The 26587-nt window shown below is 30.3% G+C and carries 27 protein-coding genes; 12 read left to right on the plus strand and 15 right to left on the minus strand.

All coding sequences use genetic code 11. The annotated features are described in order from the left end of the window. Positions 1-39: 39 nt before the first annotated feature. A complete protein-coding gene (locus ACVC3Y_RS05425; protein ID WP_452226317.1) occupies positions 40-2976 on the plus strand; it encodes a hypothetical protein in 2937 nt (978 codons plus the stop codon). A gap of 28 nt (positions 2977-3004) precedes the next feature. Next, a complete protein-coding gene (locus ACVC3Y_RS05430; protein WP_452226318.1) occupies positions 3005-3787 on the plus strand; it encodes an SDR family NAD(P)-dependent oxidoreductase in 783 nt (260 codons plus the stop codon). Here the strand turns inward: ACVC3Y_RS05430 and ACVC3Y_RS05435 are convergent. The 9 genes from ACVC3Y_RS05435 to ACVC3Y_RS05475 form a co-directional block, all read right to left on the minus strand. Continuing rightward, positions 3722-4450 carry a DUF1361 domain-containing protein gene (locus ACVC3Y_RS05435; protein ID WP_452226319.1) on the minus strand — a complete coding sequence of 243 codons (729 nt, stop codon included), beginning with the start codon at positions 4448-4450 and terminating at the stop codon, positions 3722-3724. The genes ACVC3Y_RS05430 and ACVC3Y_RS05435 overlap by 66 nt on opposite strands. Next, positions 4443-4820 (minus strand): ribosomal maturation YjgA family protein, encoded by a 378-nt coding sequence (locus ACVC3Y_RS05440; protein WP_303426152.1) that lies wholly within the window; start codon positions 4818-4820, stop codon positions 4443-4445. The genes ACVC3Y_RS05435 and ACVC3Y_RS05440 overlap by 8 nt, the downstream gene beginning before the upstream one ends. A gap of 2 nt (positions 4821-4822) precedes the next feature. Then, positions 4823-5131 (minus strand): hypothetical protein, encoded by a 309-nt coding sequence (locus ACVC3Y_RS05445; RefSeq protein WP_452226320.1) that lies wholly within the window; start codon positions 5129-5131, stop codon positions 4823-4825. Between the two features lie 195 nt (positions 5132-5326). Further along, a complete protein-coding gene (gene creD, locus ACVC3Y_RS05450) occupies positions 5327-6703 on the minus strand; it encodes a cell envelope integrity protein CreD (RefSeq protein WP_452226321.1) in 1377 nt (458 codons plus the stop codon). Positions 6704-6715: 12 nt separating this feature from the next. Next, complete coding sequence (locus tag ACVC3Y_RS05455; RefSeq protein ID WP_452226322.1) at positions 6716-7210, minus strand: Coq4 family protein; 495 nt, start codon at positions 7208-7210, stop codon at positions 6716-6718. Between the two features lie 70 nt (positions 7211-7280). Beyond that, on the minus strand, positions 7281-7574 hold the full coding sequence (locus tag ACVC3Y_RS05460; protein ID WP_303426158.1) for a winged helix-turn-helix domain-containing protein: 294 nt from the start codon (positions 7572-7574) through the stop codon (positions 7281-7283). A 30-nt stretch (positions 7575-7604) separates the two neighbouring features. Then, positions 7605-8060: a hypothetical protein gene (locus tag ACVC3Y_RS05465; RefSeq protein ID WP_303426159.1), complete on the minus strand. Its 456-nt coding sequence runs from the start codon at positions 8058-8060 to the stop codon at positions 7605-7607. Then, positions 8061-8381, minus strand: a complete 321-nt coding sequence (locus ACVC3Y_RS05470; RefSeq protein ID WP_303426160.1) for a hypothetical protein — start codon at positions 8379-8381, stop codon at positions 8061-8063. Next, entirely contained in the window at positions 8378-8986 is a 609-nt protein-coding gene (locus tag ACVC3Y_RS05475; protein ID WP_452226323.1) for a hypothetical protein, read from the minus strand. Before ACVC3Y_RS05475 ends, ACVC3Y_RS05470 begins: the two co-directional genes overlap by 4 nt. A gap of 88 nt (positions 8987-9074) precedes the next feature. Here ACVC3Y_RS05475 and ACVC3Y_RS05480 point away from each other — a divergent pair, with 88 nt between their 5' ends. Next, positions 9075-9443, plus strand: a complete 369-nt coding sequence (locus tag ACVC3Y_RS05480) for a DUF1801 domain-containing protein (RefSeq protein ID WP_452226324.1) — start codon at positions 9075-9077, stop codon at positions 9441-9443. 24 nt (positions 9444-9467) lie between these two features. On the opposite strand, the gene ACVC3Y_RS05485 is transcribed toward ACVC3Y_RS05480, so the two are convergent. From ACVC3Y_RS05485 to ACVC3Y_RS05495, 3 genes are read right to left on the minus strand one after another with little or no spacing between them, the layout of a single operon-like run. Next, complete coding sequence (locus tag ACVC3Y_RS05485) at positions 9468-10340, minus strand: hypothetical protein (RefSeq protein ID WP_452226325.1); 873 nt, start codon at positions 10338-10340, stop codon at positions 9468-9470. 21 nt (positions 10341-10361) lie between these two features. Next, on the minus strand, positions 10362-11180 hold the full coding sequence (gene kdsA, locus ACVC3Y_RS05490; RefSeq protein ID WP_303426166.1) for a 3-deoxy-8-phosphooctulonate synthase: 819 nt from the start codon (positions 11178-11180) through the stop codon (positions 10362-10364). A gap of 33 nt (positions 11181-11213) precedes the next feature. Beyond that, the gene (locus ACVC3Y_RS05495; protein WP_303426168.1) at positions 11214-11573 is read right to left on the minus strand and encodes a hypothetical protein; all 360 of its coding nucleotides are present in this window, start codon (positions 11571-11573) and stop codon (positions 11214-11216) included. 315 nt (positions 11574-11888) lie between these two features. Between ACVC3Y_RS05495 and typA the strand changes: the two genes are divergently transcribed. Genes typA through ACVC3Y_RS05520 form a run of 5 tightly spaced genes read left to right on the plus strand, consistent with a single transcriptional unit; the run spans position 11889 to position 17566 of the window. Further along, a complete protein-coding gene (gene typA / locus ACVC3Y_RS05500; protein ID WP_303426169.1) occupies positions 11889-13688 on the plus strand; it encodes a translational GTPase TypA in 1800 nt (599 codons plus the stop codon). 11 nt (positions 13689-13699) lie between these two features. Then, positions 13700-14458: a nicotinamide mononucleotide transporter family protein gene (locus ACVC3Y_RS05505; RefSeq protein ID WP_452226326.1), complete on the plus strand. Its 759-nt coding sequence runs from the start codon at positions 13700-13702 to the stop codon at positions 14456-14458. 38 nt (positions 14459-14496) lie between these two features. Next, positions 14497-14694, plus strand: a complete 198-nt coding sequence (locus tag ACVC3Y_RS05510) for a hypothetical protein (protein WP_303426173.1) — start codon at positions 14497-14499, stop codon at positions 14692-14694. Between the two features lie 3 nt (positions 14695-14697). Continuing rightward, complete coding sequence (locus ACVC3Y_RS05515; protein WP_452226327.1) at positions 14698-16086, plus strand: class I SAM-dependent methyltransferase; 1389 nt, start codon at positions 14698-14700, stop codon at positions 16084-16086. After that, positions 16076-17566 carry a hypothetical protein gene (locus ACVC3Y_RS05520; protein ID WP_303426177.1) on the plus strand — a complete coding sequence of 497 codons (1491 nt, stop codon included), beginning with the start codon at positions 16076-16078 and terminating at the stop codon, positions 17564-17566. The genes ACVC3Y_RS05515 and ACVC3Y_RS05520 overlap by 11 nt, the downstream gene beginning before the upstream one ends. Here ACVC3Y_RS05520 and ACVC3Y_RS05525 read toward each other — a convergent pair. Both ACVC3Y_RS05525 and ACVC3Y_RS05530 read right to left on the minus strand, forming a co-directional pair. Beyond that, complete coding sequence (locus tag ACVC3Y_RS05525; RefSeq protein ID WP_303426179.1) at positions 17557-18705, minus strand: glycosyltransferase family 2 protein; 1149 nt, start codon at positions 18703-18705, stop codon at positions 17557-17559. The genes ACVC3Y_RS05520 and ACVC3Y_RS05525 overlap by 10 nt on opposite strands. Next, entirely contained in the window at positions 18698-19639 is a 942-nt protein-coding gene (locus tag ACVC3Y_RS05530) for a hypothetical protein (protein WP_452226328.1), read from the minus strand. Before ACVC3Y_RS05530 ends, ACVC3Y_RS05525 begins: the two co-directional genes overlap by 8 nt. A 588-nt stretch (positions 19640-20227) precedes the next feature. Between ACVC3Y_RS05530 and ACVC3Y_RS05535 the strand changes: the two genes are divergently transcribed. From ACVC3Y_RS05535 to ACVC3Y_RS05550, 4 genes are all read left to right on the plus strand, one after another. Beyond that, positions 20228-21700 carry a hypothetical protein gene (locus tag ACVC3Y_RS05535; protein ID WP_303426182.1) on the plus strand — a complete coding sequence of 491 codons (1473 nt, stop codon included), beginning with the start codon at positions 20228-20230 and terminating at the stop codon, positions 21698-21700. Positions 21701-22004: 304 nt separating this feature from the next. Further along, positions 22005-22745 carry a GNAT family N-acetyltransferase gene (locus ACVC3Y_RS05540; RefSeq protein ID WP_368389422.1) on the plus strand — a complete coding sequence of 247 codons (741 nt, stop codon included), beginning with the start codon at positions 22005-22007 and terminating at the stop codon, positions 22743-22745. Then, a complete protein-coding gene (locus ACVC3Y_RS05545) occupies positions 22742-23842 on the plus strand; it encodes a DegT/DnrJ/EryC1/StrS family aminotransferase (RefSeq protein WP_452226329.1) in 1101 nt (366 codons plus the stop codon). Before ACVC3Y_RS05540 ends, ACVC3Y_RS05545 begins: the two co-directional genes overlap by 4 nt. 86 nt (positions 23843-23928) lie before the next feature. Then, a complete protein-coding gene (locus ACVC3Y_RS05550; RefSeq protein WP_303426185.1) occupies positions 23929-25239 on the plus strand; it encodes an O-antigen translocase in 1311 nt (436 codons plus the stop codon). A 179-nt stretch (positions 25240-25418) separates the two neighbouring features. Here ACVC3Y_RS05550 and ACVC3Y_RS05555 read toward each other — a convergent pair whose 3' ends face one another. Next, complete coding sequence (locus ACVC3Y_RS05555; RefSeq protein WP_303426186.1) at positions 25419-26561, minus strand: glycosyltransferase; 1143 nt, start codon at positions 26559-26561, stop codon at positions 25419-25421. Positions 26562-26587 lie beyond the last annotated feature (26 nt).

Genomic DNA, 26587 nt, shown 5'->3' on the forward strand with positions numbered 1-26587 from the left:
AATTTCAAACCCCATTTCTATAATAACTAAATAATCCCCATGAGTATATTTAAAAATTATTTTTTATTCGTTCTATGTCTATTTTTATTTTCTTGTAATGATGAACCAGTAGATTTTTCTGCAAGTTCTTTAACTTCAGAGATTACACCTCAAGAGTTTTTAGAAAACTTCGGTAGCACTATGGAAGCCCGATTTATGGGAAAAATATTAGATGAAGCAAAAGAACCTCTTTCTGGAGTGTTAGTGCAAATTGGAAACACTACAGCAATAACAAACGAACAAGGTGTTTTTTCAATAGAAAATGCAACCGTACAAGAAAAGTTTGCTTTTATAAAAGCAAACAAAACAGGTTATATAGAAGGTTCAAGAGCATTAACTCCAAAAACAGGAGTAAATTTAGTAGAAATTGTTCTATTAGAAATGGAACCAGAAGCAGTAATTAATTCTGGAGAAGAAGGCGTGGTAAGTCTTTCTAATGGTACAAAAATTGTATTTAGTGGCGATTTTATTAATCCACAAGGAGCAGCATACTCTGGCCAAGTACGTGTTGTTTTAAAACACCTAAAACCTACAGATGCAGAAATAGTAAATAAAATGCCAGGAATGTTAGTAGGACAAGATGCTGAAGGTTCTTTAAAAGTATTAGAAACCTATGGTATGTTAGCAGTAGCATTAATAGGAACATCGGATGAAGAATTACAACTAGCAAATGGTACTACAGCGCAAATAACGTTGCCAGTTGTAAACAATTTAAGTAATGCACCTCAAGTAATGCCTTTATGGTCTTTTAACGAAGATTACGGGTTTTGGAAACAAGAAGGAGAAGCAACATTACAAGGAGATAAGTATGTTGGCGAAGTGTCTCATTTCTCCTTTTGGAATTGGGATTACCCATATCCATCGGTTTATGTATGTATAGATTTAGTCGATACCAATGGTAATCCGCTATCTTATACACCAATTAACTTATATTCTCCTGCACTAAATTCAATTGGTACTTATGGTTATACCAATGCGTCTGGAACAGAATGTGGTTTAGTGCCTAGAAGTGATCAAATGGTATTAGTCGTGCCAGATTATAATTGCTCTGGAAATAATTTTTCAACATTAATTGGACCTTTTGAGAATGATCAAAATATTACAGTAACTGTCGCAAGTCCGGATATTGTAGACTCTAGTTTTATAGGTGTATTTAATAATTGTGATGGAGAGCCTGTTACAAATGGTTATTTAGAAATAGACTTAGCATTTAATGGGGAAACCTATGTTTTTCCTATTACAGATGGCACCATGTCATTATATGTTAATTATTGTGGTTTAAATACAGCGTATACTCTACAAGCTGTAGATTTAGACGCGAATCAAATCACTCAAGAAATTTCAGGGAATTTCACAAACCCAATTACCGATATAGGAACTTTATTTACTTGCCAAGACACTCCTAATGAAATTATTGCACAGAATGATGGTATGGATGGAATTGAAGTTTCTAACTCTTTAGGAGCAACAGGAGTTGTAAATGTTTTAGATAACGATACTATTGATGGAGTAGCAGTAAATGCAACTGAAGTAACTATAACTTCCTCTACCAATTTTCCAAATAACATTTTTCTAAATGCAGATGGAACTATTGATGTAAATGAAAATACGCCAACAGGAACTTACGATGTATTCTATACTATTTGCGAAAATGTAAACACAAACAATTGCGCTTCTGCAACAGTAACTTTATTTGTTACCAATACAGATGATACTACTGCAACAATAAATGCAGTAGATGATGGTATGGACGGGATTGAAGTTTCTAACTCTTTAGGAGCAACAGGAGTTGTAAATGTTTTAGATAACGATACTATTGATGGGGTTGAAGTAAATGCTAATGAAGTAACCATAACTTCCTCAACCAATTTCCCAAATAACATTTTTCTAAATGCAGATGGAACTATTGATGTAAATGAAAACACACCAACAGGAACTTACGATATATTCTATACTATTTGTCAAATTACAGATCCAAACAACTGCGCTTCTGCAACAGTAACTTTATTTGTTACCAATACAGATGATACTACAGCAATAATTAATGCAGAAGACGATTTCATGGATGGTATTGAAGTTTCTAACTCTCTGGGAGCAACAGCAGTTGTAAACGTTTTAAATAACGATACTATTGATGGAATAGCAGTAAATGCAACTGAAGTAACTATAACTTCCTCTACCAATTTCCCAAATAACATTTTTCTAAATGCAGATGGAACTATTGATGTAAATGAAAACACACCAACAGGAACTTACGATATATTCTATACTATTTGTCAAATTACAGATCCCAACAACTGCGCTTCTGCAACAGTAACTTTATATGTATTCAATACTTCAGGTAGTATTAATGCAGTATATGACTGGATAAATGCTGTTGGTACACCACAAGGACAAACGCTTTTAAATGTATTAAATAATGACACCTTAAATGGTTTAGATGCTACACCAAATAATGTGACTATAACGGTAGGCGATGGTAATCAAGGAGATTATATATCTTTAGATGCCAATGGTGATATTTCTATGCCATTAGAGTTTACACCTTCGGCAGATTATCAATTTCCATATACCATATGTGAAATTGCAAACCCAAATAATTGCAGTACTTCATCGGTTAGTATATATGTAAACAATACAATTACGGCTGTAAATGATGCATTAGATGCAATAGATGGTAGTGCTACAGCAACTTCTATTTTAAATGTATTAGATAATGATACTTTAAATGGAGGAACGATGATAAATTACGCAGTAACTGTAAATACAATATCGAATAGTAGTGGCGATTATTTTGTGTTAAATACCAACGGAACTATTGATATATTAATTGCTAATGTACCTTCAGGAACCTATACTATCGATTATCAAATATGTGAAAATTTCACTAGTAATGATAACTGTTCTACTGCATCTGTAACATTAATTGTAAACTAAAAAAAAATAATTATTTTAAAATCACAACATGACTAAAACAGCATTAATAACAGGAGCAGCATCTGGATTAGGCTATGAGTTAACTCTTTTATTAGCCAAAGACGCTTACAAATTGATATTAGTTGATATTAATGCAGTAAATCTAGCTAAAGTAAAAGATGAATTAGTACGTGATTTTAAAGTAGAAGTAATAACGCTAGCTAAAGATTTAAGCCTTCCAAATATTTCACAAGAAATTATAGACGATATAAATAACGAACCAATTGATGTGTTAATTAATAATGCAGGATTTGGTTTGTTTGGCTCTTTTGCTGAAACCAATTGGGAGCGAGAATCTGCTATGTTACATGTGCATATAATGACCACAACACATTTAACTAAACTAGTTTTAGAGGGTATGGTAAAACGTAAATCGGGTAAAATATTAAACATGTCTTCTCTTGCGGCTTTTCAACCAGGACCTTTAATGTCTATTTATTATGCTTCTAAAGGTTATATGCTTTCTTTTTCTGAAGCTATTGCATGTGAACTAAAGGGAACAGGAGTTTCTGTAACCGCTTTATGTCCTGGGCCAACAAAAACGCATTTTCAAGAAACAGTTTCAGAAGATAGTAAAGAAAATAAAATCACTTTTAATATGGCTTCCGCCAAAGCAGTTGCTGCTTATGGTTATAAAGCCATGTTAAAAGGGAAACCTGTGGCAATACCTGGAGGTTTTAATAAATTTCTTGCTACACTACCAAGGTTAATGCCTAGAAATGTAGCTGCTAATATTGTTAGAAAGATTCAAGAAAAAAACAGAGAAGATTAACTGTTTCCTGTTTTTTTGAAAAACCTGAAACATACGAAAGCTAATGGCTAAAAAACAGCCAAATGTAAACGTAAATAACCAAACTTCTAAGTGTTGATTTGGCTGTATAACCATGTGTAATATATCCTTAAAAAGGATAGAAGGGTGTTGTAAAATATCCCAAGAATTATAGCGTAAAAATCTACCCAAGTAAATACCAAAAGCAGTTAATAAAAGAATTGCATGCATAAGATAACTTACCTTGTTTTTACTAAAATAATTTTGCAATAATTTTTTTATATCTACCATACTTAAAAAGAATAGCATTAACCCATTATAAGCAAAGGAAGTTACTAGTAAAACATCTAACCAAAAAAATGGGTTTTCACTAATTTTTAAATGTATTAGGTCTGTAATAATATAAGGCGCATTAGGTAAAAAGAGCAACCAAATACTAAACGCTATTGCAAGTTGAAATTTGTTTGTTTTTTCTCTGCTTTTTAAGTAGATTGTAATTGCATAAGGTATCACTGCAAGAAACAAGTTCCATACTAAAAATATGAAAAAATAAGTGTGTGTAATTTTTATTCTAACCATTAGTAAAAAGATACTTAAAAGCATAGAAGCACTAAGGAGTGAAATGACTTTGTATTGATTAAAGATATGGGATTTTAAATTATGCATTGTTTTGTGTTTTGTGTTCAAAAATTAGAATGGTAATAATACCTAATGTGTAAGCGATTAGATCTTGAATACTAAAAGTACTTCCTAAAATAATTTTAGCTACTGTGTTGTTTTGAAGCTTTAATACTTCTAAAAAATGGGTAAGTTGTAAAAACTCGATACCATAAGCAATGATAAAAACAGCTATTGCGATATAAAATGGTTTTGTTTTTATAACACTTTTAAACATACAATAGAGTAGTATAACGACAAGGTAATCGCCAAAAGTATGTCGGATAAAACCATCTTTTAAAAAGGTTGCAATAAAAGCTTCTACTATAAATAGTACAATGGCTGCTATGCTGTAGTTTTTGTTACATTGAAATTTCATAATTAAAAATGCTTGCTTAAATCTAAAGACCATAAAACTAAAAAGAAGTAACCTATTGCTATTGGTATGTTTAATAATAAGATAACGCAGGTTTTTAGTATTTCGATTCTAAATTTAGGTTTTACAAAAGCGGAAATAATTAGAATAACTAATAAAATAAGGTTTATCCAAAATGCTATTAGTATAAAACCGAATCCGATTTGTTCTAGGTTTTTTAGATTATCAAAATATAGGTAAACGGCTAATAATACTGTTCCTATAATAAAGCTGGTTGCTGCTGTTATTTTACTGGTTAAAATTATATTTTTCATGATAGTTACTATTTGCGTTAGCGATTGCAGTGGTATCCTTTTTGCGAGATTATAAAGTGAATTAGTTCTATTGGCTTACAAGTTTGTTATTAATAAAATATTGAAACAAGTTTCGCTCTGTTTTGCAAAAAGATTTAACGTAAAGCGCGACCCTTTGAAGCTTTTTTGCGAAACGGGTAACGCCCTACTTATTCATTATCCGTTTGTCCAATCTATTTTTCTAGACACAAACATAACAGTAGCTAGGATGAGGAATAAACCAATGCTACCAACTAATAATGCGTAGTTTTCTAATTGAATGATTACGTAAATAAAGGTGTAAAGTGCTGTGAGTGATACCCCGATAAAAATGGGGAATTTAAAGTTTTTTAGTATGGATTTGGAGTAGAGTGTGATGAGTACAATTACCGAAATACCTGCAATAAGATAGGCTTTTAAAAAGTTACTGTGCTCGGAAATAGAAACGAGTAAGGTATAAAACATGGTGAGTGCAATACCAATCATTAAATATTGAAAAGGGTGAATGTTTATTTTGCTTAAGCTTTGTATAAGGAAGAAAATGAGGAAGGTTAAACCAATAACTAGAAAACCGTATTTTGCAGAGCGTTCGGATTTTTGATACTCGTCTACCATGACCATAAATTTGGTACCAAAAGCAAAGCTGTTGAGGTTTGGTATTTTGTTAAGGTGTTGTTGCGAGAAAGCTCTATTAATGTGAAGTATTTTCCAGTCTGCTATAAATCCGTTTTTGGTAATTTCTTTGGTTTCGTCGTCTGGTAAATAGTTACCAATAAAGCTTGGATCTGCCCAATTAGAAGTCATGCTCATGGTTGTGGTTTTACCAATAGGGATTAATTCTATTTGCTTGCTACCATTAAAAGCCATTGTAATATTAAAATTAGAATTCCTTGTTTCGGTAATATCTTCGGTTTTTATAAATCCAGATTCTAATACGTCTAGACGATTGTGGTTATTATTGTTGGTGTCATTAAAATTGGTTTGAAAAGAATAGGTATTGTTGTTTAGTTTTAAAAGCATTTCACTTTTAATACCTTTTAGGTTAGATGTTTTTATGATTATGCTTGCTTTGTCCCAAATAATATCTTCTTTTTTTATTCCTTTTGAAGAAAGGTCTGTAGGGATAAAATACCCTGAAAAATCCATGTTGGTTGTAAAAACAGCAGATTCGAAGTTACCTCTGTTTAAGGTTTTAGAATTTACTGAAGCTTTAGTATCTAGATTTTCGGGAAAGATATATGCATAATTAATATGTGTTTGGGTTTCTTTAAAGTAGGTTTTTGTCTTTTCGTTATAGGTTTTTGTTTCGCTATAAGTTTTATAAGGGATCTTTAAAATGGGACCATAGACTAAAACATGATTCCCCCATTTTTGGTTGATTTCGTTTACTACATCCTGTTGCCTAAATGCACGTTCTTTTATTAAGCTTTCTATAAACGATAATGGAACAAGTAATATTAAGGTTAAAAAACCTATCATAAGCATTCTTGCAGTTATAGATGTTTTTAGCCAATTGGTGAATCTGTTTGTATTTTGTTTTTGTATTTCTTCCATAGTAAAAGTGTTTTAGATTTTTGTTGTTAATAGAATGTCTAATTGTTGTTTCGAAAAAATGCTCATTCTAAATGAATGTATGTTTACTTGTAATAGTTTTTTATAATCATATTGATGAAAAGAATTTGCGTTTTTACCTATTAAGTAAGACTTGTAATAGTACTTGTAATACTCTGGGAGAATAATTACGCCTAATACAATTGCTCCATATAAATAAGGACTTCTTTTTCCGTTTCCAAAGCATAAACATTGTAATGCAATCTCGTCTTCTACTTTGGTGCCAAACCCAGTTAAAGTATGGTAGGCATCATGTCTTTCTACTTTAGAAATTAATTCGAAGTTGTTTTTATCTAAAAATTCGCCAAGATGTTTACCTAGAGAAGCCTCTGGATAGGTTAAAAGCTCTGCTTTGTAAATTCCCCATGGTTGATGCTTTTTGAATATGTTGGTATATATTTTTTGAGATTTTTCAAAAAGCCATTCGATAAGTTGTTTTCTTTTTTTCATAAATATAAAGTACTTTGAATTTCAAAGTAAAAGATTAAAAAAATATTTCTATCCCTTGCAAGGAAGGAGTTTATTGTTTGTTAATTAATTTTTCAAGCGCTTCAATATGTTTTTTAAATGCAGCTCTACCAAGATTTGTTGTTGCATATCGTGTGTTTGGTTTTCGGCCAATAAATTGTTTTTCTACTGTAATATATGCTACTTTTTCAAGTGCTTTGGTGTGACTTGCTAAATTACCATCGGTAACTTCTAGTAGCTCTTTAAGCATTTTAAAATCGGCATATTCGTTAACCATTAAAATAGACATGATGCCTAATCTAATGCGATGATCGAAAGCTTTATTTATGTTGGTTATTATACTCATATATTTCCTGAACAAGCAGGAATTTTTTATTTAAGTTTGGTGTTGCTCTACTTTAGTAACCTTTCCATTTTCAAAATAGATATCTAATACATCTGGATCCATACTAAAAAGTCCGGGAACAAATCCAATGCCATAGGCAATGTGATTTTGGTTGTATGTGTAAAAATCTTTTCCTAATAATTCGATTATTTCTTCTTTTGTTTTTCCGATTAATATTTTACTTTCTATGATATCTTCAGACATTTTATACCTCTCCTCAATATTAGTTTCCCATTCTTGTTTATCGAAATCATTGGTAGGATAATACGAAATCGATAATATCCATAAATACATTAGTCCGATATAAATTATAGGACTTAATAATATAGCTGGTATTAGGGCTATTAATTTTCTGTTCTCGTCGTTTCCTAGATTAAATTTTTTTAAGCCCCACTTTGATAAAAAGTAGGAAGGAATAGCAAGAATTAGAATTATTAGAAAGCTCATCTATTGGTAATTAATTTCATTCGTGTCTATTGTTTTCATTTTCTTAAAAAGCACTGCAATAGCAAAGCAAATAAAACCAATAATTATCGCAACAGGAATTAATATTATAATTGCTTGCTTTGTTGTTTTTCGTTTTTCTTTTTGGATTAAATAGAATTCTGCTTGTTCAGACATTTCGTTGGCATCTATAGAGCCATTCTTGTCTATATCAAATTTTTCAAATTGCAGATGAAACTTTTGGTTGGAATAATACGTAAAGGTTACTCCAAGTACATATATCATTAAGGTAGCAATTAACCCTGTCTTTATTGTATTACTCATTTCTTATCGTATTTAATATACATTATAGTTCCGTAAACAATATGTAAAAACCCGAAGCCTATAACCCAAAGTATAAAGCCATAACCAGGAAACAGCGCGCAAATTAAACCTAAAATAATTTCTATGAAACCTAAATACCTAATATCTCCAATACTATATTTGGATGCATTAACAAGTGCAAGACCATAAAAAATGAGCATTAAAGCCCCAGCTTGTCCATATTTTTGTTGTGCTAAAATGATTAAAATATAAATACCTCCAGTAATTAGCGGAATTAAAAAGTTAAAGATTAAACGTTTTGAAGAGGTGTCCCAAATTTTTTCATTATTCTTTTTTGCTTTTCTAGTGGTTAAAAATATTGCAGTTGCAATACTAAAAAAAGCTATTAAGGCTAAAATAAGTAAGCAAGTTTTAAAGACCCAACCATCTAAAAGTAATGTGCCATAGCTATGATTTATTACCAACCAATATGCAATAGTTGCACCAATTAGTGCATATACCCCAGCTAATATTCCTGATAAACCACTTAAAGAAATAAATCGCGAAGATTTATTCATTAAATTTTTAATCTCACTAATGTCTTTTAAATAATCTTTAGCTTCCATATAAAAGTACTTTGAAATACAAAGTAAATAAAAATAAAGCAATGTTACAAGTTAAAAGTTTCCTAAATAAATTTTATTATTTTTAAGCATGAATCCAGCTGAAGATTATATAGTTAACCAACCAGAGCCATATCGTGCTATATTAATGCATTTACAGGCAGTAATTGAACATACTTTACCTGAAGCAGAATTGAAGTATAAGTGGCGAATACCTTGTTATTATATTAATAAGAAGCCTATTTGCTACTTAAATGCTAGTCATAAAAAAGCATTTGTAGATGTTGGCTTTTGGCATTCGGCACATATCTCTAAAAAGTATGTAGATTATTTAGTTAGTGAAAACAGGAAATTAGTAAAATCATTACGTTATACAGCTTTAGAAGAAGTAGATGATGCTATTTTTGTTGCAATTCTTGAAGAAGTATATAAACACAAAGACAAAAGTTTTTATAAGTAAAGATAAATACTAGATAAAAGTAGATTAAATTCTAAATCTTCCTCCAACAGAAATGACACGTTGTAAGTACCAGAAATGTTGCGAAGCACTCTCGTTGCTATTACTTGTTGTTCTAATGTCTGGCATATTAATAAAACCACCTCTTAAATCGGTTTCTATAAAAAAGTATTTAAAGAAAGTAAGGTTTAGTCCAACATTTAAAGAAATACCATAGCCAGCTACATGAAACTCATCATACCTTTCTTTTTGTAAAAGTGTCGTGTTTGTTTTTGGATATAGAGCTCCAGCACCAAAACCTTCGGTTAAATTTATTTGAAAGATATCGGTATTATTAATTTTTAAAAGGGAAGAAATATCATCAAACCTATTAAACTCTAAATACACATAATTTAAGCCATTGGTGTGTTCGAATTTTAAGAAGTCTTCGGAAACAAAATAGGAGTCTCCACTAAATTCTTGGTTGTAAATGCTGCCTTCTTCGTCTTCCGGAAGGTCTATATAGCCACTAACATTTTTATATTTATTTCTTTTCATTACATATTTCATATGGTCTACACCAAAAGCGATATTGTATTTGTTAGAAATAAAATAACCAACCTTCACATTGGTTTGCGGTATGGTCATTCGTGTAGGGTTAATATAATCGATATGCCAACCTTTTGGTTTGTCTTTAGCAGAAGCATCGTGAATGGTAAAGTCGTAACCTTCCCCTTGAAATCTAATATCCGATTTAGAAAAGGTTTCTCTGTTTCCTCCCCAGCTTATAAAAAACTTTCCTTTGTTATTCGCTGTGTATTTTTCGGTATTAATTTCTACTTGCGTTTCTTGAGCAGTTGTAAATACAGAAAATAATATTAAGCTAAATAGTGCTAGTTTTGTTTGCGTAGCATTTTTCATTACAAATAAGATTTGGGATAATTATAATGCGTTTATAGTTTTTCTAATAGCTACCAAATTGGTGAGCAATTTTTCTAAATTATCTAAATGCAACATATTAGCGCCATCACTTTTAGCATTTGCAGGATCAAAATGTGTTTCAATAAATAAACCATCCACATTATTTACAATTCCAGCTCTAGCTATAGTTTCTATCATATCTGGTCTTCCTCCAGTTACACCAACACTTTGATTTGGCTGTTGTAAAGAATGTGTTACGTCTAAAACCGTAGGTGCGTATTTGCGCATGGTTGGTATGCCACGAAAATCTACAATCATGTCTTGGTAGCCAAACATGGTACCTCTATCTGTAATCCATGCTTTATCGCTTCCTGAATCCTTTACTTTCTGTACTGCGTGTTTCATGGCTTCGGGACTCATAAATTGCCCTTTTTTTAAGTTTACCACTTTGCCCGTTTTTGCGGCAGCAACGACCAAGTCGGTTTGACGCACTAAAAATGCTGGGATTTGTAAAACATCTACATATTTTGCAGCAAACGCAGCATCGCTAGCTTCATGAATATCAGTAACCGTTGGTACATCAAATTTTTCGGAAACTTTCTTTAAAATCTCTAGAGCTTTTTCATCTCCAATTCCTGTAAAACTGTCAATTCTACTTCGGTTTGCTTTTTTAAAACTCCCTTTAAAGATATAAGGAATCTCTAATTTGTTAGTAATTTCTACTACTTTTTCGGCTATCCGAAATGCCATTTCTTCACTCTCAATAGCACAAGGTCCTGCTAAAAGGAAAAAATTATTAGAATTGGTATGTTTTATTTTTGGAATATCTTGAAGATTCATCAACTTAAAATTTAAGCGACAAAGGTAATCAATTTAAAAAGTTTTTTTCATACTATTTCTCATAATCCATAATGCCATGAAAAAGTTAGCGGCAACTGTTAATCCACCATAAAGAGCAAACTGTTTTGAAGCATTAGATATGGTAACAATATGAAATAAATCAGACAAGTATGCTAATATCATATACGAAGATAAACACACAAATGTAATACCTAATCCAAAGTTTAATTTCTTATTAGGTTTTATTAGTTGCCATAAAAACGGGATACCAAATAATAAAATAGGATAGGCAGAAACACCTTCACTTTTATTTATATCTGTAAACCAATAAGCAATTATTGTTAAGTAATATAGATATGGGATGAATTTGGAGTACTTACTAATTTGGTTCATAATGCTGTTAATTTTTAATTAGGGATAATTTGTAATTCTGTTTAGTTGTTTTAGGGAACAATTAAATACTAGAACGAAAAGTAGTAAGAAAAATTACAGTATTTTTCAATTATAACAAATTATTAACTAAAAAAGAATTGATATGTTAAAATGTAATATCAATAATCGGTAATGTAATAAAGCAGTAGCGATTTTGAGCTGTTTTTATAATGTGTTGAAATCCAGTATATTTTAAGGAAATTAGAAATACTTTATAAGATGCATATATTCACAAGAATTTAATGTACCTTTGCACGCTTAAAATAAGGCACTATTATGGCTAATATTAAAAACATTGCAATTATTGCACACGTAGATCATGGTAAAACTACATTAGTAGATAAAATCATGTACCATTGTCAACTCTTTAGAGAAAACCAGAATACTGGTGATTTAATTCTAGATAACAACGATTTAGAAAGAGAAAGAGGAATTACAATTACTTCTAAAAACGTATCGGTAGTATACAAAGACACAAAAATTAATATCATTGATACTCCTGGTCACGCCGATTTTGGTGGAGAAGTAGAGCGTGTATTAAATATGGCTGATGGTGTTGTACTATTGGTAGATGCTTTTGAAGGGCCAATGCCTCAAACACGTTTCGTATTACAAAAAGCAATTGATTTAGGCTTAAAACCTTGTGTTGTTGTAAATAAAGTAGATAAAGAAAACTGTACTCCAGATGAGGTACATGAAAAAGTTTTCGATCTTATGTTCGAATTAGGAGCAGAAGAGTGGCAACTAGATTTCCCTACGGTATACGGTTCTGCAAAGAACAACTGGATGAGTGACGATTGGAAAGTAGAAACGGAAAATGTAGAACCATTATTAGATATGGTTATAGAGCATGTTCCTACACCAAAATTTGAAGAAGGAACAACACAAATGTTAATTACATCTTTAGATTTCTCTTCCTTTACTGGTCGTATTGCAATTGGTAGATTACAAAGAGGAAGTCTTGTAGAAGGACAACAGGTTTCTTTAGTAAAAGCAGACGGAACAACTACAAAAACAAGAATTAAAGAATTATTTATTTTTGAAGGTCTAGGACGTAAAAAAGTACAAAGCGTTCAAACTGGAGATATTTGTGCACTTGTTGGTGTTGAAGGATTTGAAATTGGAGACACTGTTGCCGATATAGAAAATCCAGAAGGTTTAAAATCTATTGCGATAGATGAACCAACAATGAGTATGTTATTTACAATTAACGATTCGCCTTTCTTTGGTAAAGATGGTAAATATGTAACATCTCGTCATATAAAAGATCGTTTAGCAAAAGAATTAGAAAAAAACTTAGCACTTCGTTTAGGCGAAACTGATACTGCAGATAAGTTTATGGTTTTTGGTCGTGGTGTATTACACTTATCGGTTTTAATCGAAACAATGCGTCGTGAAGGTTATGAACTTCAAATTGGACAACCACAAGTAATCATTAAAGAAATTGATGGTGTTAAATGTGAACCAATAGAAGAGTTAACTATTGATCTTCCAGAAACAGTCTCTGGAAAAGCGGTAGAGTTTGTAACCAAACGTAAAGGGGAGTTATTAAGCATGGTTGCTAAAGGAGAACGTATGATTTGTGAGTTTATAATCCCTTCTCGTGGTATTATTGGTTTACGTAACCAATTACTAACAGCTACTGCTGGAGAGGCTATTATGGCACACCGTTTTAAAGAATACCAGCCTTTAAAAGGAGAGATTCCTGGACGTATTTCAGGTTCTTTAATATCTATGGAAAATGGTACTGCTATTCCTTATTCTATTGATAAATTACAAGATAGAGGGAAATTCTTTATTGAACCAGGAGAGAGTGTTTACGAAGGACAAGTAATTGGTGAGAATTCTCGTCAAGATGATATGGCTGTAAATATTACAAAAGCTAAAAAGCAAAGTAATGTACGTAGTTCTGGAGCAGATGATAAAGCTAAAATTGTACCAGCAATTAAATTTAGCTTAGAAGAGGCTTTAGAATATATTCAAAAAGACGAATATGTAGAAGTTACTCCAAATCACTTACGTTTACGTAAAATTTGGTTATCGGAAACAGATCGTAAAAGAAACAAGATCGCTTAAGTAAAACTTAAGTGCTCAACAAAAAAACATTACGTCAAATAGTCCACTCTAATTATGTGGATTTATTTGGCGTAATTTTGGTTTTGGCCATTTGTATTTATAGAGATTTTCATGAAACCATTTATTTTAATGGAAAGATCGTATTTGGGATTCCTTTTGTAGAGCTGTATGCACATATTGTAAAAGGAGCTTTCCCAATTGGGCTTTTGTCTACTTTGGGAGCTGTTGTGTCTTTGTTAGCAGCAAGAATGATAGTTAAACAGCAAAACTTAGGAAATCTTATTGGTATTTTTACAACCGTTAATTCTGGTGTTATCGATTACCTTTTTGGTAACCGCTCTGCAATTATTACCTATCCTTTAACTTTTGTAATCGCTATAATAGCAACAAAAAAATGGCATGATGGGGAACGCGTAAAAAAAGCAGATGCAAAGTATTATTTGTTAATTTTTAGTGCTTTTTTGGTTTCCTATACATTAGTTTTTTTAGGGTTTTATTGGTTTGGTACAAATATTACTAATCCGTTTTTTAAGCACACTGTGGCTATTATTTTTGGTATTTCTTTGGTAGGAAACATAAGTACAGCTTTTAAATACGAACAGACATTTTTAACTTGGTCTTTTTATAACTTAGTGCAAATTATAAAAAATGTAATTCAAGGAAATATTGCTAATGTTGTAAAGTATGTTTTTTATATTATTAATGCTATACTTACTTTTTTTGACTGGAAAATAAATGGAGATATTAAATCTAAAGATATAAGTGAGTAGTAAAGTTTAAGTTTACTATATTTACAAAAAATTTTAATATGCATTTTTTATATTTCGATCCAGGTTTAGGAGCAATGATTGTTCAAGCAGTTGTAGCAGCAGTTGCAGGAGTTGTTTTGTTTTCAAAAGGGTTAATGTATAAAATAAAAACACTTTTAGGGTTTTCTAAAAACCAAGAAGAAGAAATGTTTGATGATATTGAAATTAAAGATCAAGATACAGAAAATAAACAATAGTTCGTGGTAGATAATAGCAAGCATGCTTCTTCATTTAGAGATCCTTCTGGTTATATTTTTACGGAAGAAGGCGTTATTAAAAGAGCTATTTTTCCTATATATTTTAAGCAATACGAAGCGCTAACTACTTCTGGATTTTTTGATAGTTTATTTAAAAACAAACTATTAATTCCGCATAGCGAAAAATCTAAAACCGGAGATAAAATTGTTATTCAGCCAGATCATATACCGTTTATAAGCTACCCTTACGAATGGAGTTTTAATATGTATAAAGAAGCTGCTTTATTAACACTTAAGCTTCAGAAGTACAGTTTAGAAAAAGGTTTTTCACTTAAAGATGCAACGGCTTTTAACATTGCTTTTCATGAAGGCAAAGCTATTTTTATAGATACACTTTCTTTCGATTTCTATCAAGAAAACTCACCTTGGCGCGCATACAAACAATTTATTACTCATTTTTTAGGTCCTTTAGTTTTAGCACATTATCATGGTGCACAATCTTTAAAGTTGATGAGCAATTTTATAGATGGAATTCCTATTAAAATGCTAGCTTCTATGCTTCCGTTTAAAACCAAAATGAATCCTTTTTTGTATTCTAATATTCATTTGTTAGCCAAATTTGAAGATAAGCATAACGAAGACTATAAAGGGGAATCTAAAGCTTCCGCTTTGTCTAAAAAAGGACAATTAAATATCATACAAAGTTTGTATGATTATATCAAAAAACTGTCTTTAAAAGAGCATAGCGAATGGGGGAATTATTATGATAAAACCAATTATAGTACAGATGCTTTTGTGGAAAAATCTGCAATAATTAATTCGTGGATTACCAATTTAAACACGAAAACGCTAATTGATGTTGGTGGAAATGATGGTACTTTTGTTAGAAAAATAACTACAGACTTACAGCAAGCTCTGGTTTGTGATATCGATAATAACGCAGTAGATTTTAATTATAAAGCCATTAGAGAAAATAAAGAATCCTTTATTACTCCTTTTGTTTTAGATGTTTTAAATCCGTCTGCAGCCATAGGTTTTCAAAATAAAGAACGGGATTCTTTTATAAATAGAATGAAAGATTTTACGCCAGATGTTACATTAGCATTGGCGGTTATTCACCACATGTCTTTATCTGGTAACGTAACTTTTGAAATGTCTGCGCAGTTTTTCGCATCGTTTTCTAAGCACTTGGTTATCGAATTCCCAAAACGAAACGATTCTTGGGTACAACGCTTGTTAAGTAGTAAGGTAGATTTTAAAGATTATTTTGATTGGTATTCTTTAGAGAATTTTGAAACCGCTTATGCTATATATTTTGAGGTAATAGAAAAAAAATCTATAGCAAATAGCGAACGCGTGATGTATTTGCTAAAGCCGAAAGATGTTAAATAATTTAAGAAATAAGGTTGTTGATTTTATTGATAGTAAAAAAGAAACTCCAATTATTGCTGCTCTTGCAGCAGGACTTTATCCTTTGTTATATTATTATGATAAGAATTTTACTTTAGTAAATTCTTGGAGTCAGTTTTTTTTCTTTGCATTTATATATATACTTATTCCTGCAGTTAGTTTTTATCTGCTTTATAAGTTTTTTTTTAAAACTAGCTTTTTAAAAAAGTATAGCGGCTATATATTACCAGTTTTAAACCTATCTATATTTACTTTTCTAATAATTTTAAGCACATTTGGATTTGATAATAAGGAAAATTTTTTATTATTATTAATACCAATTGCTCTAGGTGTTTTATTAAAAAAGCATTTTAAAAAAGTAATTGTATTTCAGCTCCTACTTTCCTGTTTTGTTTTTTCAAAATTACTACCAAATTTTCACAGACACTTAACATACTCTAGCGCTTGGATGCAACAACCAGATACTATTGAAGAAGTGCTATTTAAAAAAAGACCTAATGTTTATATTATTCAACCAGATGGTTATGCAAATTTTGCTGAATTAAATAAGAGTAATTATAATTATGATAATAGTAAATTTGAATCTTTTTTAGTAGAAAATAATTTTAAACTGTATCCTAATTATAGAAGTAATTACAGTTCAACTTTAAGTTCAAACAGTTCTATGTTTTCTATGAAACACCATTATTTCCATGAGCCAAAGCCAGGAATGAATGAGCTTTATAATGCAAGAGATATTATTGTTGGAAAAAACCCTGTAATTTCTATTTTTAAAAAGAATAATTATAAGACCCTTTTATTACTTGAAAAGCCTTATTTATTATTAAATAGACCCGAAATAGAATATGATTATTCCAATCTAATAAATAAAGAGGTCTCTTATTTATCCAAAGGAAATGTTATTGTAAGAGATCTAGTAAAAGATTTGGAAACTTCTATAATAAGTAATGCTAAAACTAATAATTTCTATTTTATTGAAAAAATAAAACCTGGGCATATAGCTAATTATAAAAGCGGTTCAAAAGGTGCTGATATTGGAAGATTAAATTATTTAAAGGAGCTAGAAGAATCAAATGTCTGGTTAAAACAAACTATTGATATTATAACTAAAAATGATTCTAATAGTTTGATAGTAGTGGTAGCAGATCATGGCGGCTTTGTTGGTATGGATTATACTTCACAGTCTAAAGTAAAACAAACAGAAAGAGATTTGGTATACACTATTTTTACTTCTGCTTTAGCTATTAAATGGCCAAATCAAGCTCCGAATTTTGATGATAAACTAAAAACGAATGTAAATTTGTTTCGAATTTTATTTGCTTACTTAAGTGAAAATGAACAGTATTTAGAACACCTTCAAGAAGATAAAAGTTATACTATTATAGAAAAAAAGGCTCCTTTTGGAGTTTATGAACTAATTAATGAAGAAGGGGAAGTTGTTTTTAATAAAATTCAATTTTGATTCTTTAATCCTAGAATACTAAAAAAGAAACTGAAAATAATTATTTGAATCCCTAATTGTAATGCTATAACTGCAGGTATAATACTTCGAATGGTAGTTTTTATATTTAGGTTTCCAAAGTTTAAAGCCTTCCAGTTCGAAAAGCCATTATAACTTAGACCTAATCCTATTAATAGTATAACGAAACCAAGAATAAGCCCTTTTTCTAAGTTTAAGAAGTGGAATAACTTATTGTATCTATTACTTTTGGGGAGTAAGCCATTTTCTACAGCATAAATTTTTGTTAATGCATAAAATACTATAAACTGAAAACCTATAAGTAAAAAGGTTGAAGTGTAAAGTAAGGTGTGCACATCTAATGTAAATGTTTCAAAAACTAACGGGCTTTTAATTAATAAAGTAGAAAAAATAAAACCAACTAAAAATAGAAGAATACCAGGATATAAAAACAACCAGTTAGGAGCATATAGCATTAAAAAACGTAAATGTCTCCAACCATCTCGCCACGTGTTTAAATGCGGAGGTCTTGATCTTCCATCTTCATGTAAAATGGTTGATACTTCTGCTATAGTTAGGTTGTTAAGTTTAGATTTCACGATCATTTCTGATGCAAACTCCATTCCTGTAGTTTGTAAATTCATTTTGTAATACGCTTCTTTAGAAAATCCTCTTAAACCACAGTGAAAGTCACCAATATGGATTTTAAAAAACAATCTCCCAATAAACGATAGTACAGGGTTTCCTAAATATTTATGAAGCAAAGGCATTGCGCCTTTTTTTATTCCACCTTTAAACCTGTTTCCCATAACAAGATCATTACCATTTCTTAGCTCTTTTAAGTAAGGTAAAAGTGCTTCAAAATCATAACTATCGTCAGCATCCCCCATAATTATATACTTGCCATTTGCAGCTTCAATACCACCTCTAAGGGCAGAGCCATAGCCTTTATTTTTAACAGTAATGACTCTGGCGTTTAGTTTTTTGGCTATTTCTTGTGAACCATCAGTACTACCATTGTCTGCAATAACTACTTCTCCAGAAACAGCATGAAGCTTCATAAAGGTGAATGCTTTTACAATACAGGTTTCTAGGGTTTCTGCTTCGTTTAAACACGGCATTACAACAGATAGTTCAATCATTTTTCTTAGTAAGAATTAGTTTGTAAAGTTCAACAAAGATTAAAAAAATTAAAAAGTAATTATAAAATAAATATCTTATAATAGAATGGCTTACGAAAGATACTATAAGTGCATTTATTAAAATAAAAGAAGAGAAAAGAAATAGAATGGCAAACTTATCAGAATAAAAACGGCATATTTTTAATCCGCTAAAAAATAAAATAATAGCAATGAATATTAATAGAAAAACGGATTTAAAGCCATGAATGATATTGCTTAAATATAAAGGAAACCATTTACTAAAGTTGTTTTTAATAAGTATTGGAAACATTTTTTTTCCTGCTAATTCTATGTTGGTTCTAGCTTCAACAATTGATTGATTTTTGTCTAGATAGTATTGTGTCCCTTTGTTATGAAAAGTAGTATTGCAAATATGGACTAATTTTCCATGAAAATCGTTGTAGTACGCAGCAAAGGAAACTCTTTCTTTACTAGACATTAGCCAATTGTTTTTTGCTGTAAAATCATGACTCATTTTAAAAATGTGTTTAAGATCGGGATCTTTAAATAAGTTTACGTTACTAGCTTCACTAACATATAATGCAGAAGCCATTGCGTTTACATATTTAAAAGGAGTAGAGATAAAAACACCGTCCTTTACTTTATGATAACTTTTGTCTAGTAATATAGGAAGTAGAGGAATAAAAAGAAGAATAATAAATGGAATTAACTTCTCTTGTTTAAAAATAGATTTCCTCCATTTTAATACATATATAAATGCTATAATAATTGGCAATAAAAGAAATTGACCTCTAGTTAACACTAACAATACATAGCTAATGGAAAGGAATATTAAAGACCTGTTATTCTTTTTAAATAAAAAATGTAGCGTAAAGGAGATAAATAATAAATACAAAGGATAACTAATAGCTTCCGAACAAATTCTATTAGCCATTAATAATGGTTCAAATAAAGGGAAAACTAAAATAGCAAATAATAGGATCTTAAAAACTAAATTGAGAGTTAGCAAGTCTAATACTTTTTTATATAGAATATGTATAGCAAATAGATTAAATAGTATCTGTATTGTCAGAATGACATAGTCAAAATAGTTTTGACTAAAAACTTGAATAAGCCTAGTGAAAATAGGGTAGCCAGGAGATCTAAAAATGTTTGCTTCTAAATAACTCGGAGAGTCAGGATAGTAAATAGCTCCTTTATACAGTAAGTAAAAAAAAATCAAAGCATAACCAAATAATAGAATGTAGTTAGTGTTAAAAAGTTTTTTAGCTTTCAAAAGAAGTTTAATTTAGAGAGTTTAAATATAGAGTTATTGGATTAAAACAAGAGCTTATTCTTAAAATATATTCTAGTAATACGTATAAATAATATTGAAAATTAACTTTTCTTTATCCATCTATATAAAATTACCTTAGAGAAGAATTATAAAAGTTAGAAAATGACTAAATTACCTGCCTATTATAAAACTAGATAAAAAAAACGAATAAGTAAGTGATTTCACTTGCAAGTTGAATTTAGCACTATGATTAAAAACAAAATATTAAACTTCATAAATTCAGATAAAGATACGCCACTACTAGCAGGATTAATATGTGGTTTGTATCCTTTATTATATTTTTATTCTAACTACTTTTTTTCTAAAAACTCACTAGAACAATTTGCAACCTTTTTTCTTTTATTTGTGGGGGTTTCCGTTTTTGTTTTTACCATTTCTTATTTTATCTTTAATAGATTACCCGCTTTAAAAAAGTATAAAAAACATTTGCTTTTTGTTCTTGTAATTATTGTTGTTGCTACATTTTTATCTCAAATTATTTATTTCAAACTAATGAAGAAGGCTTTAGTTCTTATCTATATTCTTGCCTTTTTATTATCCTTTAAGTTTTACAAATCCTACAAGAAGCTTTTAGTATTAGTAGTACTAATGTGTATTTTTCCTTTTTGTAAAATTGTAATTTCTTTATATGATTCTTTTAAACCATTAAGCTGGCAAGAACAACCAGATGCTATTGAAAATGTGGAGCTAACAAAAACACCAAATATTTACTTAATACAGCCAGATGGTTATGTTAGTAAAGAGGTTTTAAGCCAGGCGCCATATAATTCGGAAAGTGAAATATATAATTGGCTAGAAACAGAAGGCTTTAAAGTATATCCCGATTTTAGAAGCAATTATCCAGCTACTTTGACCTCTAATGCATCCATGTTTAGTATGAAACATCACTATTTTGGTGAATATATTTTTCCTTCACTAGAAATGCTAAATGCACGAGATGTTATAAGTGGTGAAAATCCGGTTATTTCTATTTTGGACAAGAATAATTATAGTACATTTTTGGTTGTTGAAAATGAATATTTTCAACACAATAATAGTGATCAAAAGTATGATTATAGAAATATTAGCCTAAAGGAAATACCGCTTTTTAGTCATGGTGGAAATGTCGAAAAAGATGTTTTAGTCGATTTAAAGGAAATGATGAAAATAGATGCTTCTAATCCAAAATTCTTCTTTGTAGAAAAATTAATGCCGCATCACGTTATACTTTATGATGATATTACAGATGTAGAAATCGAAAGAGAATGGTATTTAAGTAGAATTAAGGAGGCCAATTTATGGTTAAAAAAAACGATCAATCATATAGCTATTCAAGACCCGGATGCTATTGTAATAGTAATTGCAGATCATGGAGGAATGCTTGGTTTAGATAACTTTACGGAAAAATATAATAGTATTCAAAATATGAATTCTATTTTTTCTTCATTATTAGCTATAAAATGGAATGGTAATTTAGTAGGAGATGAAGATGTGAAATTAAAATCCAATGTTAATTTGTTCCGAGTTTTGTTTTCAGTGTTAAGTGAAGATGAAACCTACCTAAATAATCTAGAAGAAGATGAAAGCTATTACCTAGATAATAAAAACGGTATATTCCGTAAGCCACAGCAAGCAATAAAAAGTAATGGCGATTATAATTTAATAAAGGAGGGAAACTAAACTTCAAAGCGGTTAAATTACATAAATAGCTTTTAAATTAGTAAATTCAGCTTTCTAAAAAAACGCAGTAATTATTTTCACGATACATAAATATAAACCGGAGCATAAAGCACTTTGGGATCGTTTTATAACGAAAGCCAAAAATGCTACTTTTCTATTTCATAGAGACTTTATAGAATACCATGAAGATCGATTTAACGATTACTCGATACTTGTTTTTAAAAAAGAAAAACTCATAGCTGTTTTACCTGCTAACTTTGTAGGGAATAAAATATACTCGCATCAAGGTTTAACGTATGGCGGAATGGTAGTTTTAGAAACCATAAAACTAAAAGAGTTTGCCGACTGTTTAAAAGCAGCCTTAAGTTTTTATAAAAAAAATGGGTTTGAAAGTATACAGCTAAAAGAGCTTCCTTCTTTTTATAGTTTGGTGCCAAATGATGAAATGCAGTATTTGTCTTTTATTTTGAAAGCAGATCTGATTCGTAGAGATACGCTTTCGGTTTTAAATGTGCAGCAAAAACCAAAGCCATCTAAAGATAGAATTGCAGGAAATAAAAGAGCTTTAAAAAATAATTTGGTAGTGGAAGAAGTAGAAACGTTCGATGCTTTTTGGAATACGATTCTCGTACCAAATTTAAATGCGAAGCATGAAGCGCAACCAGTTCATAGTTTAGCAGAAATTACATATTTAAAGCGTAAGTTTCCAAAACAAATTAGACAATTTAACGTGTATAAGAACGATGAAATTGTTGCTGGAACTACTATTTTTGAAACAAAATATGTTGCGCATTCCCAATACATTTCTGGTAATGAAGATAAAAATATAATAGGAAGTTTAGATTTTTTACATCTATATTTGATGCAGGAAGTCTTTGCCGATAAAGCTTATTTTGATTTCGGAATCTCGAATGAAAACCAAAGCAAAAATATAAATCAAGGATTGCAATACTGGAAAGAAGGTTTTGGAGCAAGAACCATTACGCAAGACTTTTACCAAATAGATTTAAAAAATATTAATAACCTTGATGCTATTTTTATATGATTAAGTTTCTAGACTTACATAAAATTAATGCACGTTTTGAAATGCAGTTTCAAGAACAGTTTCAACAGTTTTTAAATTCTGGTTATTATGTTTTAGGCAAGCAAGTAACAGCTTTTGAAACCAACTTTGCAAACTATTGCGGTACCAAACATTGTGTTGGAACAAGTAATGGCTTAGATGCATTAATTTTAATATTTAAGGCCTATAAAGAACTTGACCTATTACAAGATAATGACGAGGTTATTGTGCCTGCAAACACATATATAGCAAGTATCATATCGGTAATGCAAGCTGGATTAAAACCGATTTTTGTAGAACCAGACCTAAACACTTATAATATTTCTGTCGCTAATATTGAAAAGCAAATAACACCAAAAACAAAAGCGATTCTTGCGGTACATTTATACGGACAAATAGCAGATATGGAACGTATTAATATACTTGCAAAAAAGCATGATATATTAGTTGTCGAAGATGCAGCACAAGCACATGGTGCAGTGTATGAAAACAACAAAAAAGCGGGAAATTTAAGTGATGCTGCAGCCTTTAGTTTTTATCCGAGTAAAAATCTTGGAGCTTTAGGTGATGCAGGAGCAGTTACTACAAATAATACTGCTTTAGCAGAAGTGATTAAAAAAATAAGAAACTACGGTGCTTCCAAAAAATATGTAAATGAACTAATCGGATTTAATAATAGATTGGACGAAATTCAAGCCGCATTTTTAAATGTAAAACTTCCAACGTTAGATGCAGATAATGAAATTAGAAGACAGGTAGCAAAGCGCTATATTGCCGAAGTTAATAACGAAAAAGTAATACTTCCGTTTTATAATAATTCTAACAATCATGTGTTTCATGTGTTTGTAGTTTTAGTAGAAAATAGAGACCATTTTATAAATTATTTAGATCAACATCAAATAGAAACTTTAATGCATTATCCTATTGCGCCCCATAAACAAGAGGCATTTAAAGCATTTGAGTCATTAGAATTGCCAATAACAGAAGAAATTCATAAAAACATTGTAAGTTTACCTATGAGTCCTGTTCTTACAGCTGACGAGGTAACGCAAGTTATTAAAATTTTAAACGGCTATTAATTGAAAATATTTCGACCTACATTTTATCTAAAAAAAATATATGCAAATGCTTCCTCTATACGCAATAAATCAAAACGTGTAAACCGATGAAGCGCGTATTAAATTATATAAACTCTAATGTTTTATTTAAAGTTGCTTCGCTAAACTCTGCGGCAGTTTTAACTAAAATACTTACGGGTTTTTTAACCTCTAAAGCTATTGCTTATTTTATAGGAGCAGAAGGAATGGCTTTAATTGGGAATTTGCGTAATTTTTTACATTCCGCACAATCCATTTCTATTCTTGGGCTTTATAACGGCGTGGTTAAATATGTGGCAGAGTTTAAAGACAATGCTTTAGAATTAAGTAAAACCTTATCGACCGTCTTTTACTTAGGTTTTATATCTACTTTTCTGGTTTCTTTTTTAAGTTATTTTAATGCAGAACATATCAATAACTATCTTTTTCCAGCATATAATAATTATGCGTATGTAATTAAAATATTTGCAATTGCATTACCTTTCTATGCGTTGAATATGTTCGCTTTCTCCATTTTAAATGGGTTTTCCAAATATAGAATCATTCTTATTATTAGTATTATTGGTCAAGTTTTAGGAGCGCTTATAACGATTGTTTTAATTTGGTTAAATAAAATAGACGGCGCCTTAATTGCTATTGTAATTGCGGAGTCTTTAATTTTATTAATTACTCTGGTTGGTATTTTAAATCATCGAAACTTAATGCCGCTAGTAAAGGTTAAGAGTATAAGTTTTTCTTCTATTAAAAAATTAAGCTCATATTCGGTAATGGCATTGTTTTCTGCAATAATTTTACCTCTTGTAGCAATTGCAGTTCGTACTTATATTATAGATAATGTTAGTCCTCAAGCTGCTGGTTTTTGGGAAGCAATGACACGAATATCAAAGTATTATTTAATGTTTGTAAGTTCTTTGTTAACCTTATATATTTTACCTCGTTTGTCTGAAATAGATAACGTTAAAGAATTTAGAAAAGAAGTTTTTGGGTTTTATAAAACGATAATCCCCATTTTTGCGGTAGGTTTAGTTATTATTTATTTCCTTAGATCGTATATTGTTGCAATTGTTTTTACTGCCGAATTTAAACCCGTAGAAGATTTGTTTTTTTGGCAACTACTAGGTGATTTTGTTAAGATTTTATCCATTGTAATAGCCTATCAGTTTTTAGCAAAAAATATGTTTTGGCACTATATAATAACCGAAGCGTTTTCTGTACTATTAATGTATTTAGCGAACATATATTTTATTGACTTGTATGGTGTAAAAGGGGCAGCAATAGCTCACTTTGTTAATTACCTTATTTACTATGTGGTAATCTTATTAATCTTTAGTTCTTCGTTGTTTGGTGTTATTCCTGATGTAGATGAAGCTAATGACTAGTACGTTTTTTTTTTTTTTTTCTGAATTGTATTTTTTACTATTAGAATGAAAGAAGTTCGTTTTAGATCCTATCCATCTTCAGTTGAAATAGAGAATACCTTTATTTGCTTCGAAGGAAAGGTTTTGCCTGAAAATGTTATACTAAGAGGCGCTTTAGTGAAAAGGATAAGGACATTAATTTAGCGCGTTATAGACCAAGCTTCTAAATACTTTTTAGCTATTAAAACGTAATGATGTTCTTTTTCAATAAAAGCTCTAGCGTTTTTAGAAATTTCAGCAATTTTCTCCGGATGTAGAATTAGCCATTCTAATTTTTCTGCAATTTTTTTAGCATCTGGTAAGGCATTTATAGCAATAGTATCTTCTTCAATATGATAATAATCTAACCATTCTTGTTCTGCTCCAGTAAAAACCACTTTTCCTTTTGCCATTGCTTCTAAGGCGTTATAACCTTGGTCATAAGCAAATACTTGATCCAGAAGGATATGAGCAGAATTATAAGATTTTATATATTCGGAATACGGAAGGCTTCTAGCTTCAATAATCTCAATTTTTGAGGGATATTTATCTTTAATTATTTGTAATGCTTCATCAAATAAATCATTACCTTTTTTGTAGTAATTCTTGTCATTTATGCCATGAAAAATTACAATCTTATTTGTAATGTTTATAGGCTCTACTTTTACTTTATCTGTGTTTATGGGGTTCGGTATTAAGCCAATATATTTATTGTCATTACGCATTGGTAAATGATAATCTAAGTCGCTTGAAATTACGCCTTGAATGTTTTTAAAAACATAATCATGTAATTTTTTAAAAGGTTTTGTACGCCATTTTAATACATTCCAGTAATTAGCTTTAGAGACTTTATTGTTTTCATACGGAGTAAAAATGGAGTATCTAAACTTTTTGTCAAAAGCATAATTTACACTGATATAATCGGTACCACAAGACAGTAAAAACACTTTTTTATTATGTTTGAAAAGGTGTTGTAATAATGTGATCTCTAATTTCGGAATTGTACAAAAAGGGTTTTCATTTATTAATTGGACAACATCAAAATTAACAAGCTTACTTTTGTGTTTGTTAATTTGCCTTTTCGTACTTAAAGAAGTAATATCTATTGCTGTTAATTTATAGATGATTTTTTTTGCTAAAAGTAGAATCCCTTTGTTATACGCGTTTTTTAAATAAATATCGACAGGATAATTTTTAAAGTCATCACCAAAACCGGCAATAGTAACTTGTGCTCCAAGCGATTCTAACCCTTCTTTTAAAGAATTATGTAATCTACTATATTCTCCTATTAATAAAATTTTCATTTACTATCTTTGGTTTCTAAAAATTT

The organism is Lacinutrix cladophorae (assembly GCF_053604645.1).

Coding starts and splice junctions, on each gene's coding strand:
- kdsA (WP_303426166.1), bottom strand. CDS start 11,180: ATGAATCTTCAAGATATTCCAAAAATAAAACATACCAATTCTAATAAT.
- ACVC3Y_RS05440 (WP_303426152.1), bottom strand. CDS start 4,820: ATGAAATTTCAATGTAACAAAAACTACAGCATAGCAGCCATTGTACTA.
- ACVC3Y_RS05455 (WP_452226322.1), bottom strand. CDS start 7,210: ATGAAAAAAAGAAAACAACTTATCGAATGGCTTTTTGAAAAATCTCAA.
- ACVC3Y_RS05545 (WP_452226329.1), top strand. CDS start 22,742: ATGATTAAGTTTCTAGACTTACATAAAATTAATGCACGTTTTGAAATG.
- ACVC3Y_RS05525 (WP_303426179.1), bottom strand. CDS start 18,705: ATGATTGAACTATCTGTTGTAATGCCGTGTTTAAACGAAGCAGAAACC.
- ACVC3Y_RS05530 (WP_452226328.1), bottom strand. CDS start 19,639: ATGGCTAATAGAATTTGTTCGGAAGCTATTAGTTATCCTTTGTATTTA.
- ACVC3Y_RS05485 (WP_452226325.1), bottom strand. CDS start 10,340: ATGAAAAATGCTACGCAAACAAAACTAGCACTATTTAGCTTAATATTA.
- ACVC3Y_RS05540 (WP_368389422.1), top strand. CDS start 22,005: ATGGTAGTTTTAGAAACCATAAAACTAAAAGAGTTTGCCGACTGTTTA.
- ACVC3Y_RS05475 (WP_452226323.1), bottom strand. CDS start 8,986: ATGGAAGCTAAAGATTATTTAAAAGACATTAGTGAGATTAAAAATTTA.
- creD (WP_452226321.1), bottom strand. CDS start 6,703: ATGGAAGAAATACAAAAACAAAATACAAACAGATTCACCAATTGGCTA.
- typA (WP_303426169.1), top strand. CDS start 11,889: ATGGCTAATATTAAAAACATTGCAATTATTGCACACGTAGATCATGGT.
- ACVC3Y_RS05550 (WP_303426185.1), top strand. CDS start 23,929: ATGAAGCGCGTATTAAATTATATAAACTCTAATGTTTTATTTAAAGTT.
- ACVC3Y_RS05520 (WP_303426177.1), top strand. CDS start 16,076: ATGTTAAATAATTTAAGAAATAAGGTTGTTGATTTTATTGATAGTAAA.
- ACVC3Y_RS05445 (WP_452226320.1), bottom strand. CDS start 5,131: ATGAAAAATATAATTTTAACCAGTAAAATAACAGCAGCAACCAGCTTT.
- ACVC3Y_RS05535 (WP_303426182.1), top strand. CDS start 20,228: ATGATTAAAAACAAAATATTAAACTTCATAAATTCAGATAAAGATACG.
- ACVC3Y_RS05555 (WP_303426186.1), bottom strand. CDS start 26,561: ATGAAAATTTTATTAATAGGAGAATATAGTAGATTACATAATTCTTTA.
- ACVC3Y_RS05480 (WP_452226324.1), top strand. CDS start 9,075: ATGAATCCAGCTGAAGATTATATAGTTAACCAACCAGAGCCATATCGT.
- ACVC3Y_RS05495 (WP_303426168.1), bottom strand. CDS start 11,573: ATGAACCAAATTAGTAAGTACTCCAAATTCATCCCATATCTATATTAC.
- ACVC3Y_RS05510 (WP_303426173.1), top strand. CDS start 14,497: ATGCATTTTTTATATTTCGATCCAGGTTTAGGAGCAATGATTGTTCAA.
- ACVC3Y_RS05470 (WP_303426160.1), bottom strand. CDS start 8,381: ATGAGTAATACAATAAAGACAGGGTTAATTGCTACCTTAATGATATAT.
- ACVC3Y_RS05460 (WP_303426158.1), bottom strand. CDS start 7,574: ATGAGTATAATAACCAACATAAATAAAGCTTTCGATCATCGCATTAGA.
- ACVC3Y_RS05430 (WP_452226318.1), top strand. CDS start 3,005: ATGACTAAAACAGCATTAATAACAGGAGCAGCATCTGGATTAGGCTAT.
- ACVC3Y_RS05435 (WP_452226319.1), bottom strand. CDS start 4,450: ATGCATAATTTAAAATCCCATATCTTTAATCAATACAAAGTCATTTCA.
- ACVC3Y_RS05425 (WP_452226317.1), top strand. CDS start 40: ATGAGTATATTTAAAAATTATTTTTTATTCGTTCTATGTCTATTTTTA.
- ACVC3Y_RS05465 (WP_303426159.1), bottom strand. CDS start 8,060: ATGAGCTTTCTAATAATTCTAATTCTTGCTATTCCTTCCTACTTTTTA.